Here is a 15,734-nt window from a genome sequence, read left to right as displayed (position 1 = left end):
TATCACGGGAGTCGGCGGCCCAGCACGCGTGTGCGAAGGGGAAGTGGTTCCGCTCTTGACCATCCGGCGGGTTCCGTATGGGATGCGGTGATGACCGAGAACACCGGCCCCGCAACCGGCGCCGCCCTCGCCGACGGCCCGCCCGGCGAGCCGATGCTCCGGGTCGAGGACGTGCACCACTCCTACGGCACGGGCGCCGCCGCCGTGCACGCCCTGCGCGGGGCCTCGTTCGCCGTCCGCCGCGGTGAACTCGTCGCCCTCAAAGGCCGTTCGGGCTCGGGCAAGACCACGCTGCTGCACCTGATCGGCGGCCTGGACTCCCCGCAGAGCGGCCGCGTCGTCGTGGACGGCACCGACCTGTCGGCGCTGGACGACAGCGGACTGCTCGCGCTGCGCCGCGACCGGATCGGGTTCGTCTTCCAGTCGTTCGGCCTCATCCCCATCCTGACCGCCGCTGAGAACGTGGGCGTGCCGCTGCGGCTGCGTCGCGCCGAGGTACGCGAACGCGAGGAACGCGTGGCGCTGCTGCTGGCCCTGGTGGGCCTGGCCGGGCACGAGACACAGCGGCCCGCCGAGCTGTCCGGCGGCCAGCAGCAGCGCGTCGCCATCGCCCGGGCCCTCGCCAACCGCCCGGCCCTGCTCCTCGCCGACGAGCCGACCGGGCAGCTCGACGCCGCCACCGGCCTGGCGGTGATGGAACTGCTGCGGGCCGTGGTGCGCAGCGAGGGCGTCACCGCCCTCGTCGCCACCCACGACCCCCAACTCCTCGGCCTGGCCGACCGGGTGCTGGAACTGAGCGACGGAGTGGTCGTCGAGCAGTGAGAGAGTGACGCCATGGCCGCGATCAGTCTCAGCACGGTGCGGGAACGCGCACCCGCGCTCGTCGAGTCCTACACGAGCGCCGGAGTGTCCCTCGTGAAACACGGGCTGGACGGGCTGCGGGCCGCGGTCTATCTCGTCGTCGACCACTCCGGCTCCATGAGGCCGTACTACAAGGACGGCAGCGTGCAGGCGCTCGCCGACCGGGTGCTCGGCCTGTCGGCGCACCTCGACGACGACGGGACCGTGCCGGTGGTGTTCTTCTCCACGGACGTCGACGCCGAGACCGAGATCGCCCTGGCCGGACACGAGGGGCGCATCGAGCAGATCGTGGCCGGCCTGGGCCACATGGGCAGGACCAGCTACCACCTGGCGATGGACGCCGTCATCGACCACTACCTCGACAGCGGCACGGCCGAGCCCGCCCTGGTCGTCTTCCAGACCGACGGCGGGCCGGCCGACAAGCTCGCCGCCGAGCGCTACCTGTGCAAGGCGGCCCGGCTGCCGCTGTTCTGGCAGTTCGTCGGCTTCGGCGACCCGCACAGCAAGCAGTTCGACTTCCTGCGCAGGCTCGACGAACTGGCCGTACCGGGCAAACGGGCCGTCGACAACGCCGGGTTCTTCCACGCCGGCACCGACCCCCGCACGGTGCCGGACGCCGAACTGTACGACCGGCTGGTGGGCGAGTTCCCCGCGTGGCTCACGGCCGCGAGGGCCGCCGGCATCGTCCGGGACCGCGGCACCCGCTGAACCGCACGCCCCCGCACGCCCCGGCCGGCACACCCGCCCGGCACGGCGTCACGGGTCGCACTCCAGCACGGCGTCACGTGTCGCACTCCAGCACACTCCGGCACAGCGCACAGCGGGCCCGCACCCGGCCCTGCACCGGCACCCTGATCCGCTGCTCGCAGGTCGGGCAGGGGAACGAGACCCGCAACCGCCCGCCCGCGTCCGGCGAGAAGGCGTACCGCACCCCCGGCTGCGGCCCCTCAGGCGCGAGCCGCCGGTCCCGGGCGTAGCGGCGCCGGCCCGCCCAGCCCGCCGCCGTCAGCGGCGGCTGCCGCCCGTCCCGCCGCGCCAGCTCCATCCCCCTGCCGTACGCCGTGTACGCCTGCGCGCTGGTGAACCACACCGACGGGTCCTCCCCGAACACCAGCGCCCGCTTGGCCAGCACGTACCCGAACTCCTCCGGCGTGAGGTACCCCAGCTTCTGCGACGACACCCCGTCCTCCCGGTAGGCGTCCAGCAGCAGCCAGCCCGCCCCCAGGTACGCCGCCGCCGTGTCGGTGAGGATCTCGTTGTCCCGCACGCCCGGGAACGACAGGTCCAGCCGGTGCAGGTACACATGCGTCACCTCGTGCGCGAGCGCCGCCCCGATGTCCCGCCGGTGCGTACGGAACCGGTCGTTCAGCTCCACGAAGTACTCCGGCCCCGCCGCCAGCTCCACGTTCGCCGCGTGCCGCATCTCCCGGAAACCCACGATCAGCCGCGCGTCCGGCAGCCGGTAGTGCCGCACCAGCTCCCGCGCCACCCGCTGCGCCCCCAGATGCAGGTCGTCCGTGTCGCAGAACGCCACGTCCGCCGGGACCACACTCGTCGCGAACGTCCGGACGGTGACGTGGGACAGCCGCCGGTACAGCGCCGTGACGGCGGCGCGCACTGTCTCCAGATGCGGGTAGCCGTGCTCGACCGGCCCGTCGTTCGCCACGCCTCACCCCCAGGACGCCCGGGAACCCGCTTCCACTGTACGAGGACGCCCCCGCCCCGGGCCGCCGAGGCGTGAGACGCCCCGCGGCCGGGCCGCCCCGTCCCCGTAGGCTTCCGCCCCATGACCACCAGCACCACCGGTACCGACGACGCCCGGCCCGGCGTCCGCGAGGAACTCGCGCGGCTGCGCGACAGCATCGACAACATCGACGCCGCCGTCGTGCACATGCTCGCCGAGCGCTTCAAGGCCACCCAGCAGGTCGGCCTCCTCAAGGCCCGGCACCAGCTGCCCCCCGCCGATCCCGCCCGCGAGGCCCGCCAGATCGCCCGCCTGCGCGCCCTGGCCGAGGACGCCAAGCTGGACCCGGCCTTCGCCGAGAAGTTCCTGAACTTCATCGTCGCCGAGGTCATCCGCCACCACGAGCGCATCGCCGAGGAGGCGCTCAACGGCACCGCCGTCCCCGCCGAGACCCCCGCCGCCACCGGCGACCGGCCACCGGGGGAGTGACACCGCCGCCCGCGCCGGGCATGCTGCGCTGAGCACAGCATGTCAGCCGGCGCGTACTGCGCGTCAGCGTCCCGGACCTACTCTGGTCCTCCACGAGGGAGGGGGCGTCGGGCCATGCCGTCGGATACCAGGATCCTCATCGTCGACGACCACGAGGACACGCTGTACGCGCTGGAGAGCGCCCTGGCCCCCCTGGGCCACCGCATCGGCCGCGCCACCAGCGGTGACGAGGCGCTCAAGCAGGTCCTGCGCGGCGGGGTCGGCCTGCTCCTGCTCGACGTGCGCATGCCCGGCCTCGGCGGCCTGGAGGTCGTGCGCTACATGCGCCGCGTCGAACAGACCCAGCACATTCCGGTCATCCTGCTGACCGGTTTCGGAGTCGACCACGCCCTGGCCACCACCGCCTTCCGCCTCGGCGTCGCCGACCTCCTCCTCAAACCCGTCGACCCCTGGGCCCTGCGCACCAAGGTCCGCTACCTCTACGACGCCCACCGCCGCCACCTCGCCCTGGAACGGGAGGTCCGCCGGCTGCGCGCCCAGGCCCGGGAACACCCCGGCACCCCCGCCCACCCCGCGAGTCCCGTCCTGCCCCACCCCGACGCCCACGTACCCACCCAGCGGCCCCAGGGGGCGCACGCCGGGGAGCTCGAGAAGGACCGCGGCTGAGACCGGACATTGCGCACGTACCGATCCGCCTCTGTGCCGTGCCGACCCCATCAGGCAGCATGTCTGCATGTCCGTACTGACGCGCGACGAAGCGCAGGCCCGAGCAGAGCTCCTCGACGTCCACCGCTACACCGTCGAACTCGACCTGACCGGCGGTGACGAGACCTTCGGCTCCCGCACCCTGATCACGTTCGCCGCCCGCGCGGCCGGGGACACGTTCGTCGAGGTCAAGCCCGCCGAGCTGCACTCCGCCACCCTCGACGGACAACCCCTGGACCCCGAGGCCCTCGACGGCAACCGGCTCCCGCTGAAGAACCTCGCCCCCGGCGAGCACGAACTGCGCCTGGACGCCCGCATGCGCTACTCCCGCACCGGCGAGGGCATGCACCGCTTCACCGACCCCACCGACGGCGAGACCTACGTCTACACACAGCTGTTCATGGACGACGTCCAGCGCGTCTTCGCCGCCTTCGACCAGCCCGACCTGAAAGCCGTCTTCGACCTGTCGGTCACCGCCCCGCAGGGCTGGACCGTCCTCGCCAACGGCATCACCGAGCACCGCGACGGCGTGTGGCGGGCCGCCCCCACCCCCCTGATCTCCACCTACCTCGTCGCCGTCGCCGCCGGCCCCTGGCACTCCGTGCGCACCGAGCACCGCGGCCTGCCCTTCGGCCTGCACTGCCGCCGCTCCCTCGCCCCCCATCTGGACGCCGACGCCGACGAACTCCTCGACGTCACCCGCGCCTGCTTCGACCGCTACCACGAGAAGTTCGACGAGCCGTACCCCTTCGACTCCTACGACCAGGCCTTCGTCCCCGAGTTCAACGCGGGCGCCATGGAGAACCCCGGCCTGGTCACCTTCCGCGACGAATTCGTCTACCGCTCCGCCGTCACCGACACCGAGCGGCAGACCCGCGCCATGGTCATCGCCCACGAGATGGCCCACATGTGGTTCGGCGACCTCGTCACCCTCAAGTGGTGGGACGACATCTGGCTGAACGAGTCCTTCGCCGAGTACATGGGCTACCAGACCCTCACCGAGGCCACCCGCTTCACCGACACCTGGACCGACTTCGCCGTCACGCGCAAGTCCTGGGGCTACGACGCCGACCAGCGCCCCTCCACCCACCCCGTCGCCCCCGAAGCCGTCGACGACACCGCCTCCGCCCTGCTCAACTTCGACGGCATCTCCTACGCCAAGGGGGCCAGCGCCCTGCGGCAACTCGTCACCTGGCTCGGCGAGAAGGACTTCCTCGCCGGCATCAACGCCCACTTCGCCCGGCACAAGTTCGCCAACGCCACCCTCGCCGACTTCATCGACAACCTCGCCGGCGCCACCGACCGCGACGTCCACGCCTGGGCCGACGCCTGGCTGCGCACCACCGGCGTCGACACCCTCACCCCGCGGATCGTCCCCGGCGAACAGGGCCTGTGCGCCCTCGCCACCGACCGCGCCGGCAGCCGCCCGCACCGCGTCGCCGTCGGCCTGTACGACCGCGACCTCGGCGACGACGGCGGACAACTCGTCCTGCGCGAACGCCTCCACCTGGACCTCCCGCAGACCGCGGACCACCCCATCGGCAAGCGCCCCGCGCTGCTCCTCCTCAACGACGGCGACCTCACCTACGCCAAGGTCCGCTTCGACCCCGAGTCCTTCGACACCGTCCGCAAGGACCTGTCCGGCCTGCCCGAACCGCTCACCCGCGCCGTCGTCTGGAACGCCCTGCGCGACGCCGTACGCGACGGCGAACTCGCCCCCGCCGCCTACCTGGAGACCGCCCGGGCCCACCTGCCGCTGGAGACCGACCTGGCCGTCGTCCAGGGCGTCCTCGCGTTCGCCTCCACCCACCTCACCGACCGCTACCTCACCCCCGGCCGGCGGCCCGCCGCCCTCGCCACCCTGTCCGAGCTGTGCCGCGACCTCATCCGCCGCACCGAGGACGGCGACAACCCCGGGCTGCGCCTGATCGCGGTCCGCCACCGCATCGACGTGGCCGCCCACCCCGACACCATCGCCGCCTGGCTCGCCGACGGCACCGTCCCCGGCGGCCCCGAGCTCGACCCGGAGCTGCGCTGGCGCGTGCTCGCCCGGCTCGCCGTCCTCGGCGCGACCGACGAGGCCGCCATCGACGCGGAACTCGCACGCGACCCGAGCGCCACCGGCCAGGAGGGCGCCGCCCTGTGCCGGGCCGCCCTGCCCGACCCGGAGGCCAAGGAACGCGCCTGGCAGGCCATGTTCGGCTCCGACGACCTGTCCAACTACCTCTTCACCGCCACCGCCCGCGGCTTCTGGCAGCCCGAGCAGAGCGACCTCGTCGGCCCCTACGTGCCCCGCTTCTACACCGACGCCGTCGCCCTCGCCGACCGGCGCGGTCCCGCCATGGCCGACGCGGCGGGCCGCTGGGCCTTCCCCGCACACGCCGTCGACCCGGACAACCTCCGCCTCGGCGAACAGTGCCTCACCCAGGCCGCCCCCAGCCCGGCCCTGCGCCGCAAACTGATCGACCAACTGGACGACCTCAGGCGCGCACTGGGGGTCAGGGACGCAGCGGAGAACTGACCCGGGGGACGCACGGCGGTCGGGACGGCCACGAGGACCGCCCCGACCCGGGCATCGCAGCGGCCCGGGGGCATGGATGACCCCATCCCGGTGCCACCGGTAGCCGGTGGGGCGTGACTCCGCCTACCCCGGTGCCACCGGCACCCGGCAGGGCGCAATGCCGGCTCGCCCCTGCTGGGACGGCATCCGGCGGGACGCGACGTGGGGTCGGCTCGATCCCGGTGCTCTCGGTGCCCGGCAGGATGCGGCGCGGGTCGCCCCCGCCCCGCCGCCCCCGACGTCGAGTCGGCCACCGCGGAGCTTCTAGCGCCCGGCAGGACGCGATGCGGACCGGCCGCCCCAGTGCCACCGGCACCCCGCGGGGCACGACGGCAAGTCGGCCGCGCCGATGCAACGGCACCCGGCACGACGCCACGCGGGGGGCGCCCCCGGCATCCGACACGACGCCACGCGGGGGCGCCCCCGGCACCCGGCACGGCCCGGCGGTGAGGCGGCCAGCCCGTGTCCCCTTCCCGCAACTGACGATTCGCGCAGGAACACCTCCGGCCCGGTTGCGTCGTTGGGCTGTTCGGGCGGTTCGCCCCGTGTCCCGGAGGTCAGCTCATGCGCACGCCGTCCCTCGCCTCGGGCCCCGAAGGGCCCCGCGCCCTGCGACCGCTGCTCGACACCGTGCTCGACGCGCTCGACACCGGTGGCCGGACCCGCGGCGGGCCCCTGCCGCCGGGCGGACCGCAGGCGGTCGCCGCACGGCTGCGCCGGACGGTGGGGGAGATCCTCCCCGACCACGGCGACCCGCAGGCGCTGCACACCCTCGTCCGTGCCGTCGCCGAGGGCGCCGCCGACCCGGCCCACCCCCGCTGCGCCGGCCACCTGCACGGCCCGCCCCTGGCCGTCGCCGCCGCGGCCGACCTCGCCGCATCCGCCCTCAACCCCTCCCTGGACTCCTGGGACCAGGCCCCGGCCGCCTCCGAGCTGGAGGCGATGGTCACGCGGGCCCTCGCCCGGGAGATCCACGGGCCCGGCCCCGGCCCGGACGCGCTCGTCACCACCGGCGGCACCGAAGCCAACCACCTCGCCCTGCTGCTCGCCCGCGAGGCCGCCCGCGAGGCCGGCGGCGGGACCGTCCGGCTCGTCGTCGGCGACAACGCCCACCACTCGCTGCCGCGCGCCGCCTGGCTGCTGGGCCTGCCCGACCCCGTCGTCGTGCCCGCCCCCGCCGGCAGACTGGACCCCGCAGCCCTCGACACAGCCCTCACCCGCACGAAGGGTCCCCAGCTCGTCGCCGCCACCGCCGGCACCACCGACGCCGGCCTGATCGACCCGCTGCCCGAGATCGCCGGCCGCTGCGCCGCCCACGGCGCCCGGCTGCACATCGACGCCGCCTACGGCGGAGCGATGCTGTTCAGCACCCGGCACCGCGCCCTGCTCGACGGACTCGACGCCGCCGACACCGTCACCCTCGACCTGCACAAACTCGGCTGGCAACCCGTCGCCGCCGGCCTCCTCACCGTCCGCGACCCCCGCGACCTCGCCGCCCTGCGGCACCGCGCCGACTACCTCAACGCCGACGACGACACCCACGCCGGACTGCCCGACCTGCTCGGCCGCTCCCTGCGCACCACCCGCCGCCCCGACACCCTCAAGCTCGCCGTCACCCTCAAGACCCTCGGACGCAGCGGCCTCGGCGCGCTCGTCGACCAGGTCTGCGCCCACGCCCGGCAGTTCGCCGCCCTCGTCGACGCGCACCCCGGCTTCGACCTGCACGCGCCGCCCACCCTCAGCACCGTGCTGTTCCGGCCCGCCGGCGCCCCCGACACCACCGTCGCCGCCGTACGCCGCGCCCTGCTCACCGACGGCACCGCCGTCCTCGGCCGGGCCCGCCTCGACGGCCGGCTCTGGCTGAAGGCCACCCTGCTCAACCCCGCCACCGGCCCCGACGACCTGGCCGCCCTGCTGCACCTCGTGGCAGCACGCCGGGCGGCACTCGAGGAAGGACACACCCCCCGATGAACCCCGACCACATCCCGGCGCCCCGCCCACACCACGAACCCGACGCCCCGCGCGACCTCGTCGGCATCGGCATCGGCCCCGCCAACCTCTCCCTCGCCGCGCTCGCCCACCCCCTCGGCGACCTCGACACCGTCTTCTACGACCAGCGCCCCGCCTTCGGCTGGCACCCCGGACTGCTCATCGACGGCGCCACCATCCAAGTGCCCTACCTCGCCGACCTGGTGACCCTCGTCGACCCCACCAGCCCCTGGACGTTCCTCAACTACCTCAGATCCCGCGAACGGCTCTTCCCGTTCTACTTCGCCGAGCGCTTCCACATCCACCGCGCCGAGTACGACGCCTACTGCCGCTGGGTCGCCGAGAACCTGCCCGGCCTGCACTTCGGCCACCAGGTCGACGCCGTGCGCTGGAACCCTGAACGCGACCTGTTCGAAGTCGACTTCACCCAGCTCGACGGCGACGGGGAAGCCGAAGCCCTGGGCCGCACCTACACCCGCAACGTCGTCCTCGGCATCGGCACCGAACCCCACGTCCCCGACCCGCTCAAACCCCTGGTCCAGGCCCCCGGCGTCCCCGTCGTGCACGCCGCCGACTACCTCGACCACCGCGACACCCTCCTGGCCGCCGGGCACGTCACCGTCGTCGGCACCGGCCAGTCGGGCGCCGAGATCTTCCTCGACCTGCTCCGCAACCGGCCCGCGGGCCGCGAAAGCCTCCACTGGCTCGGCCGCACCGGCGCGTTCACGCCCATGGAGTACTCCAAGCTCGGCCTGGAGCACTTCACCCCCGACCACACCCGCTACTTCCACGCCCTGCCCGAGGCCACCCGTGACCGGCTCGTCGCCGGGCAGTGGCACCTGCACAAAGGCATCGACGCCACCACCGTCGCCGCCATCCACGACGAGCTCTACCGCCGCACCCTGCACGGCGGCTGGCCCGACGCCGTCCTCACCCCCGGCGTCCGCGTCCGCACCGCCGGCCGGGTCGCCACCACCAAGGTGGAACTGCACCTGGAGCACGAACTGCAGGGCAGCCGCTCCCGCCTCACCACCGACGCCGTCGTCCTCGCCACCGGATACCGCGAGCGCCCCCTGGACCGCGTCCTTGCCGGCCTCGACCCGTACCTGCGCCGCGACAACGCCGAGCGGCCCCGCATCGACGAGGACTACCGCCTCGTCCTCGACCCGTCCGTCACCGGCACCGTCCACGTCCAGAACGCCGAGACCCACACCCACGGGGTCGGCGCCCCGGACCTCGGCCTCACCGCCTGGCGCGGCGCGATCATCCTCAACTCCCTGACCGGCAGGGAAGCCTACGGACTCCCGCGCCGCACCGCCTTCACCACCTTCGGCCTCACCCAGCCCCGCCACGTACCGCCGCCCCGCGAGGCACCGGCACTGACCCCGCTGGTCGACGACCGCAGGTGAACGGACACGGCTCAGAAGACCGGCGCGCCCTCACGCGTCAGCTTCCAGTCCACCGCCGCGAACACGGCCGGGTCGATCGACCCCTTCGCCTTCACCCAGGCGATCATGGTGTTGCGGATCTCCTCCGAGTTCGACCACAGCACCGGGGCCGCGGCGACATGCGGGAAGTTCCCGCCGCCGTTGGCCCGGTAGTTGTTCACCGCGAACACGAACCTCGCGTCGTCCGCGAGCGGCTGCCCCTCGAACCGCACGTTCGTCACCCGCGACCCGGCCGGCTTCGCGATGTCGATCTCGTACGACAGCCCGCTCACCACGTCGTAGTTGTAGTCCGGGATGCCGCCCGCGTTGGTCAGCTTCGCCGGGTCCACCGGCGCCCCGGCCGGCGTCTGCACGTAGTAGTTCGCCGAGAACTCCAGGTACGCCTTCATCTGCGCACCCGTCATCAGCCGCGCCTCCAGCGTGTTCTCGAAGACGTACAGCCCCGCCACGTCCCGGATCGTCACCTCGCCCGCCGGGATCCGCGCGCTGCGCGAGAAGCACGCCGCCTGCGACAGCACCGGCAGCGCCGCGTGCTCGGTGCCCGCCAGGGCCTGCTTCACCGTGTCGGCCTGGATGTGGTTGATCAGATCGATGATCGGCACGTCCTTGTAGGGCGCCTCGGCCGACGTCATCTCCGCCGCGTTCGTGCCGATGACCTGGTTGACGTACGCGACCACCTTCGCGTGCTCGTCCGAGAGCAGCTTGGTGATCTTCGCGTCCTCCTCCACCGTGTTGGAGTTGAGGACCTTCGCGCCCACCTTCTCGACCTTCCAGCAGCCCTTCTCGAAGACCAGCTCGAAGTCGAACAGCGTCAGCCGCTGACCCCACTTGAGCGGCTCCGACAGCACGACCTTCTTGCCGGTCTTCTTGTTCGTGACGAAGTACTCGGGGATCTCCGTGTGGGCGTGCCCGACCAGGATCGCGTCGATGCCCGGCACCTGCTCGGCCACCAGACCGGCCGCGTTCTCCACGTACGGCAGCTGGTCACCGTAGGACGACGTGCCCGACGAACCGCTGTGCGCCGAGACGATCACCACGTCCGCGCCCATCGAGCGCAGCTTCGGCACCCACTTCGCCGCCTGCTCCTCCAGGCCCGGGAACGTCATCTTCCCCTGCACGTTCGCCTTGTCCCAGATCGCGATACCCGGGTTCGTCAGCCCCAGCACCGCCACCTTCACGTCCCGCCCGTGCGGCGTGCGCAGCCGGTGCATGCTGTACGGCGCGAACGCCGGCCGCAGCGTCTTCGCGTCCAGCGCGTTCGCACCCAGCAGCGGGAAGTCGCACTGCTGCTCGAACTTGCGCAGCACCGGGATGCCGTAGTTGAACTCGTGGTTGCCCAGCGCCGCCGCGTCGTAGTCCATCGCGTTCATCGCCTGCGCCATCGGGTGCACCGGCCCGCCCGCGGCGGTGATCGGGTCCACCTTGGCGTAGTAGTACGACAACTGCGTGCCCTGGATGGTGTCGCCCGCGTCGATGAGCAGCGTGTTGCGGCGGCCCTTCTCCGCACGGACCCGGTTCACCAGGGTCGAGACCTTCGCCAGGCCCACGTCGTTGTGGTCCTTGTCGTCGAACTCCTTGTCCGTGAAGTAGTCCCAGTTGAAGACGTTGCCGTGCAGGTCCGTCGTGCCCATCACGGTGAACGCGTACCGCTTCGCAGGCCGCCCGCCCCGCGCCTCGGCCGCCTGGGCCCCCGGCGCCGCGACCGCACCGGCCAGCGCCACCCCCGCTCCGGTCACAGCGGACTTCCCCAGGAACTTCCGGCGGTTCAACGGCATGTCTGGCTCTCCTCGCGGAATCTGTGAACGCGCGTAGATAACGCGCGTAGATTCTGACCCGGTCATGACCGAACCGGCCAGACCCGGCAGGTTGCGATCTGGTGACTGGAATCCCCAACTCCGCCCCGGACGCCCGCCACACCGTGACAGAGTGGGACGTATGACCACCCCCACGGACACCCCCCAGCCCGCCCTCCCCTACGGCACCCCCGACGCCCCCCGCATAGCCGTCCGCGGCGAGGCACGCCTCGAGGTCGACCCCGAGATCGCCCGCATCGGCATCACCGTCACCGCCCGCGGCCGCGACCGCCGCTCCGCCCTCGACGACCTCACCCGCCGCAACTCCACCGTCCTCGACCTCGTCAAGTCCTACCCGGACGCCGTCGAACGCCTGGAGACCGGCGCCTTCTCCATCACCCCCGAACTCACCAAACACGGTCGCGGCGAACGCGTCCGCACCTACCACGGCAGCGTCCACGTCACCGCCGAACTCACCGACTTCACCGCCCTCGGCGAACTCACCACCCGCCTCGCCGACCTCGACCTCACCCACGTCGACGGCCCCTGGTGGGCCCTGCGCCCCGACTCACCCGCCCACCGCGACGCCCGCAAGAAGGCCGTGCACGAAGCCGTCCAGCGCGCCCGCGAGTACGCCGACGCCCTCGGCACCACCCTCGCCGCCCTCGTGGAGATCGCCGACATCGGCGCCGAGAACACCCCGCCGATCCACCCGCAGGCCCCCGGACGCATGCGCTCCGCCGCCTTCGCCGGCACCGCCGAGGACACGCCCGCCCCCCTCGACCTCGAACCCCAGCGCCAGCACGTCCACGCCCAGGTGAACGCCCGCTTCACCATGGTCCCGCCGCGCCTGTGACATCCCGGCGGGGCCCTTTTCCGAAAACGCGACCGAATTCCCGCCGGATGCTCATCGGAGCGCCCCGCCGCACAATTCAACACTTGTCAATAGCGCTTCACGCAAAGTCTGTTGAGTGGTCACGCCCGGCCAATTCACTACCAGTCGGTAACTCATAGGCTCGTACCATGCGCCGAGCGAAAATCGTCTGCACCCTGGGACCCGCCACCGACACCTACGACCGGATCAAAGACCTGGTCGACGCCGGAATGGACGTAGCCCGCTTCAACCTCAGCCACGGCGAACACGCCGAACACGAGGAGCGCTACCACCGGGTCCGCAAAGCCGCCGACGAAACCGGCCGCAGCGTCGGCGCCCTCGCCGACCTCCAAGGCCCGAAGATCCGCCTCGGCCGCTTCACCGAAGGCCCCGTACTCCTCGAACGCGGCGACACCTTCACCCTCACCGTCGAGGACGGCGCCGAGGGCGACCGCGACGGCTGCGGCACCACCTACGCCGGCCTCGCCGCCGACGTCACCACCGGCGAACGCATCCTCGTCGACGACGGCAAGGTCTGCCTCCAGGTCACCGGCGTCGACGGCCCCCGCATCCACACCACCGTCCGCGAAGGCGGCGTCGTCTCCGACCACAAGGGACTGAACCTCCCCGGCGTCGCCGTCTCCGTCCCCGCCCTGTCCAAGAAGGACGAGGACGACCTCCGCTGGGCCCTGCGCACCGGCTTCGACGTCATCGCCCTCTCCTTCGTGCGCAGCGGCCGCGACATCCAGGACGTCCACCGCATCATGGACGAGGAGGGCCGCCGCCTCCCCGTCATCGCCAAGATCGAGAAACCCCAGGCTGTGGAGAACCTGGAGGACATCGTCGCCGCCTTCGACGGCATCATGGTCGCCCGCGGGGACCTCGGCGTCGAGATGCCCCTCGAACAGGTCCCCCTCGTCCAGAAGCGCGCCATCGCCCTCGCCAGGCGCAACGCCAAACCGGTCATCGTCGCCACCCAGATGCTCGACTCGATGATCGACAACGCCCGTCCCACCCGCGCCGAGGCCTCCGACGTCGCCAACGCCGTCATCGACGGCACCGACGCCGTCATGCTCTCCGGGGAGACCAGCGTCGGCAAACACCCCGTCGGCACCGTGCGCACCATGGCCCGCATCGTCGAAGCCGCCGAGGAGGACATCCTGGCCCGGGGCCTGCCGCCGCTGACCGAACGCACCAAGCCCCGCACCCAGGGCGGCGCCGTCGCCCGCGCGGCCGCCGAGATGGGCGACTTCCTCGGCGCCCGCTTCCTCGTCGCCTTCACCCAATCGGGCGACACCGCCCGCCGCCTCTCCCGCTACCGCTCGCCCATCCCGCTGCTGGCCTTCACCCCCGACCAGGCGACCCGCTCCCAGCTCAGTCTCAGCTGGGGCGTCGAGACGTTCCTCGGGCCGAGCGTGGAGTCCACGGACGCAATGGTCGACCAGGTCGACGAACTGCTGCTCGCGTACGGCCGCTGCCGCCCGGGCGACATGGTCGTCATCACGGCCGGCTCCCCACCCGGCGTGTCCGGCTCGACGAACCTGGTCCGCGTCCACCACATCGCCGAGGACGACGCCCCGCGGTAGCCGGCGGTCAGTACTTGGGCCCGACGTGGGCGTCCATGAGGGCGACGGAGGCTTTGCGGGCGACGGAAATGTGGAAAGGGTCGCGCCCGCGGGCGAGAGTGGTCCACTCGATGCCCACGTCGTCGAGGGTGTCAGTGAGAAGGCTGCGGATGTCGTCCGATTTGTTGGCGAAGACGTATCGCGGATATTCGTAGCGTTTGCGCTCACCAGCCACCATGCGGGTCGTCCAGTTGGTGATCCGGCAGCCGTCGGAGTGGATCAGCCCCCGGATGAACTCCCAGGGCTGGGCGTCGACGATGGCCTGCTGCCAGGATTCGAGGGCGATACGGCGTTCATGCTTCCTGCCGGGCCCGTGCTGGGGGAAGAGGCAGTACAGATGCTTCGAGTAGACCTTCACGTTGCGGCAGCCGGTCTTGCGCACCCGGCACACGGCGTTGTCCGGGAAAACCGCACGCATGGCCCGCTCGCAGTCGTCCATCAGCCCCGGCCAGGATTCCGTACAGGTGATCATGAGGTTCGGAACGCGGTGCTCCGAATAGCGGCTGATGTGGCCGTCGCCGAGGTAGAGACCGAGCAGATAGGAATAGGCGGACTCGTCGAGATCCCTCCCGTCGCAGCGCGGGCACTTCGGGTCGTGCCTGCCGGGACTCTCACCTCGTCGCGCCAGATCCAGGTGCTTCCAGTAGCCGATGGTGCCCGTCGGCACCTGGAGAGCGCGGGCGACGTCCGCGTTCTTCGCACCCGACCGGAGCAGGGTGAGGGCCTTCTGTCGCACTTCAGTGCCATGACCGTGCATATGACCACTGTCGGTCACTGGCGGTGATCGGGCGCAACAAAAAGCGGAGGACCACGCGAACGTGATCCTCCGCTTTTCGATCTCGCAGTGCCCGGTGTGGGATTCGAACCCACATGCCCAAAGGGCACGGCATTTTGAGTGCCGCGAGTCTGACCAGTTCCTCCAACCGGGCATGTCAGGAGACCGATCAGCAGTGTACCGGTTCACTGTGCGACCCCGCTGCTAGGTACGCTTCTGTGAGCAGTACCGGCCTGCCCCTACCAAGGAGCCCACGTGAGTGCCCCCGAGTCGCCCCAGCCTGTCGACGTGCCTGATGACGACAAGTCGCACGTGCCTCCGATGACGACGCGGGTCGTCATCGCCGAGGACGAGGCCCTGATCCGGCTCGATCTCAAAGAGATGCTGGAGGAGGAGGGGTACACCGTCGTCGGTGAGGCCGGTGACGGTGAGCAGGCCGTGGAGCTGGCCCGTGAGCACCGCCCCGACCTGGTGATCCTCGACGTGAAGATGCCGAAGCTCGACGGCATCTCGGCGGCCGAGAAGATCGCGGAGGAGAGCATCGCGCCGGTGCTGATGCTGACCGCGTTCTCCCAGCGGGACCTCGTCGAGCGCGCGCGGGACGCCGGGGCCATGGCGTACCTGGTGAAGCCGTTCAGCAAGAGCGACGTCGTCCCGGCGATCGAGATGGCCGTCTCGCGGTTCACGGAGCTGAAGGAGCTGGAGAAGGAGGTCGCCGACCTCACGCTCCGGCTGGAGACGCGCAAGCTGGTGGACCGGGCGAAGTCGGTGCTGCAGACGGAGTACGGGCTGACGGAGCCGGCCGCGTTCCGGTGGATCCAGAAGACGTCGATGGACCGCCGCATGTCGATGCAGCAGGTCGCGGAGGCGGTCATCCAGGACGCCGAGGAGAAGAAGGCCGGCAAGGGCTGATCCCCGGCCGAGCGGTACG

At 71.9% G+C, this 15,734-nt stretch carries 13 protein-coding genes and 1 tRNA gene; 10 read left to right on the top strand and 4 right to left on the bottom strand.

All coding sequences use genetic code 11. The features are described from left to right. The first annotated feature begins 90 nt into the window (after positions 1-90). The gene (locus ACZ6ZN_RS08235) at positions 91-822 is read left to right on the top strand and encodes an ABC transporter ATP-binding protein (RefSeq protein WP_398111980.1); all 732 of its coding nucleotides are present in this window, start codon (positions 91-93) and stop codon (positions 820-822) included. 12 nt (positions 823-834) lie between these two features. Further along, positions 835-1,569, top strand: a complete 735-nt coding sequence (locus tag ACZ6ZN_RS08230) for a vWA domain-containing protein (RefSeq protein ID WP_469644280.1) — start codon at positions 835-837, stop codon at positions 1,567-1,569. A 73-nt stretch (positions 1,570-1,642) separates the two neighbouring features. On the opposite strand, the gene ACZ6ZN_RS08225 is transcribed toward ACZ6ZN_RS08230, so the two are convergent. Next, positions 1,643-2,527, bottom strand: a complete 885-nt coding sequence (locus ACZ6ZN_RS08225) for a hypothetical protein (RefSeq protein ID WP_451878228.1) — start codon at positions 2,525-2,527, stop codon at positions 1,643-1,645. A gap of 120 nt (positions 2,528-2,647) precedes the next feature. Between ACZ6ZN_RS08225 and ACZ6ZN_RS08220 the strand changes: the two genes are divergently transcribed. The 5 genes from ACZ6ZN_RS08220 (at position 2,648) to ACZ6ZN_RS08200 (ending at position 9,697) form a co-directional block, all read left to right on the top strand. Then, the gene (locus ACZ6ZN_RS08220) at positions 2,648-3,034 is read left to right on the top strand and encodes a chorismate mutase (protein ID WP_469644276.1); all 387 of its coding nucleotides are present in this window, start codon (positions 2,648-2,650) and stop codon (positions 3,032-3,034) included. Positions 3,035-3,148: 114 nt separating this feature from the next. Continuing rightward, positions 3,149-3,700: a response regulator gene (locus tag ACZ6ZN_RS08215; protein ID WP_469644273.1), complete on the top strand. Its 552-nt coding sequence runs from the start codon at positions 3,149-3,151 to the stop codon at positions 3,698-3,700. Positions 3,701-3,767: 67 nt separating this feature from the next. Next, positions 3,768-6,260, top strand: coding sequence for an aminopeptidase N (gene pepN, locus ACZ6ZN_RS08210; protein ID WP_469644270.1), 2,493 nt, complete (start codon positions 3,768-3,770; stop codon positions 6,258-6,260). 603 nt (positions 6,261-6,863) lie between these two features. Next, positions 6,864-8,270: a pyridoxal phosphate-dependent decarboxylase family protein gene (locus ACZ6ZN_RS08205; protein WP_469644267.1), complete on the top strand. Its 1,407-nt coding sequence runs from the start codon at positions 6,864-6,866 to the stop codon at positions 8,268-8,270. Then, positions 8,267-9,697, top strand: a complete 1,431-nt coding sequence (locus ACZ6ZN_RS08200) for a lysine N(6)-hydroxylase/L-ornithine N(5)-oxygenase family protein (RefSeq protein WP_451878223.1) — start codon at positions 8,267-8,269, stop codon at positions 9,695-9,697. The genes ACZ6ZN_RS08205 and ACZ6ZN_RS08200 overlap by 4 nt, the downstream gene beginning before the upstream one ends. Positions 9,698-9,708: 11 nt before the next feature. On the opposite strand, the gene ACZ6ZN_RS08195 is transcribed toward ACZ6ZN_RS08200, so the two are convergent. After that, the gene (locus ACZ6ZN_RS08195; protein ID WP_469644262.1) at positions 9,709-11,511 is read right to left on the bottom strand and encodes a bifunctional metallophosphatase/5'-nucleotidase; all 1,803 of its coding nucleotides are present in this window, start codon (positions 11,509-11,511) and stop codon (positions 9,709-9,711) included. A 160-nt stretch (positions 11,512-11,671) separates the two neighbouring features. Between ACZ6ZN_RS08195 and ACZ6ZN_RS08190 the strand changes: the two genes are divergently transcribed. Further along, positions 11,672-12,385, top strand: coding sequence for an SIMPL domain-containing protein (locus tag ACZ6ZN_RS08190; protein WP_469644259.1), 714 nt, complete (start codon positions 11,672-11,674; stop codon positions 12,383-12,385). 167 nt (positions 12,386-12,552) lie between these two features. Further along, positions 12,553-13,989, top strand: coding sequence for a pyruvate kinase (gene pyk, locus ACZ6ZN_RS08185; protein WP_469644256.1), 1,437 nt, complete (start codon positions 12,553-12,555; stop codon positions 13,987-13,989). Positions 13,990-13,996: 7 nt separating this feature from the next. On the opposite strand, the gene ACZ6ZN_RS08180 is transcribed toward pyk, so the two are convergent. Both ACZ6ZN_RS08180 and ACZ6ZN_RS08175 read right to left on the bottom strand, forming a co-directional pair. Continuing rightward, positions 13,997-14,785, bottom strand: coding sequence for a helix-turn-helix domain-containing protein (locus ACZ6ZN_RS08180; protein WP_469644254.1), 789 nt, complete (start codon positions 14,783-14,785; stop codon positions 13,997-13,999). Positions 14,786-14,873: 88 nt separating this feature from the next. Further along, positions 14,874-14,957, bottom strand: a tRNA-Leu gene (locus ACZ6ZN_RS08175). Between the two features lie 101 nt (positions 14,958-15,058). Here ACZ6ZN_RS08175 and ACZ6ZN_RS08170 point away from each other — a divergent pair. Beyond that, complete coding sequence (locus tag ACZ6ZN_RS08170; RefSeq protein ID WP_369196289.1) at positions 15,059-15,715, top strand: ANTAR domain-containing response regulator; 657 nt, start codon at positions 15,059-15,061, stop codon at positions 15,713-15,715. Positions 15,716-15,734: the final 19 nt, after the last annotated feature.

The sequence above is a fragment of the Streptomyces sp. NPDC053665 genome (assembly GCF_055585285.1).
This window is presented reverse-complemented; position numbering and strand designations above follow the sequence as displayed.

Bases quoted from the DNA above. Each gene is read 5' to 3' on its own strand.
- ACZ6ZN_RS08235 (WP_398111980.1), top strand. From the start codon at position 91: ATGACCGAGAACACCGGCCCCGCAACCGGCGCCGCCCTCGCCGACGGC.
- ACZ6ZN_RS08230 (WP_469644280.1), top strand. From the start codon at position 835: ATGGCCGCGATCAGTCTCAGCACGGTGCGGGAACGCGCACCCGCGCTC.
- ACZ6ZN_RS08220 (WP_469644276.1), top strand. From the start codon at position 2,648: ATGACCACCAGCACCACCGGTACCGACGACGCCCGGCCCGGCGTCCGC.
- ACZ6ZN_RS08215 (WP_469644273.1), top strand. From the start codon at position 3,149: ATGCCGTCGGATACCAGGATCCTCATCGTCGACGACCACGAGGACACG.
- pepN (WP_469644270.1), top strand. From the start codon at position 3,768: ATGTCCGTACTGACGCGCGACGAAGCGCAGGCCCGAGCAGAGCTCCTC.
- ACZ6ZN_RS08205 (WP_469644267.1), top strand. From the start codon at position 6,864: ATGCGCACGCCGTCCCTCGCCTCGGGCCCCGAAGGGCCCCGCGCCCTG.
- ACZ6ZN_RS08200 (WP_451878223.1), top strand. From the start codon at position 8,267: ATGAACCCCGACCACATCCCGGCGCCCCGCCCACACCACGAACCCGAC.
- ACZ6ZN_RS08195 (WP_469644262.1), bottom strand. From the start codon at position 11,511: ATGCCGTTGAACCGCCGGAAGTTCCTGGGGAAGTCCGCTGTGACCGGA.
- ACZ6ZN_RS08190 (WP_469644259.1), top strand. From the start codon at position 11,672: ATGACCACCCCCACGGACACCCCCCAGCCCGCCCTCCCCTACGGCACC.
- pyk (WP_469644256.1), top strand. From the start codon at position 12,553: ATGCGCCGAGCGAAAATCGTCTGCACCCTGGGACCCGCCACCGACACC.
- ACZ6ZN_RS08180 (WP_469644254.1), bottom strand. From the start codon at position 14,785: ATGCACGGTCATGGCACTGAAGTGCGACAGAAGGCCCTCACCCTGCTC.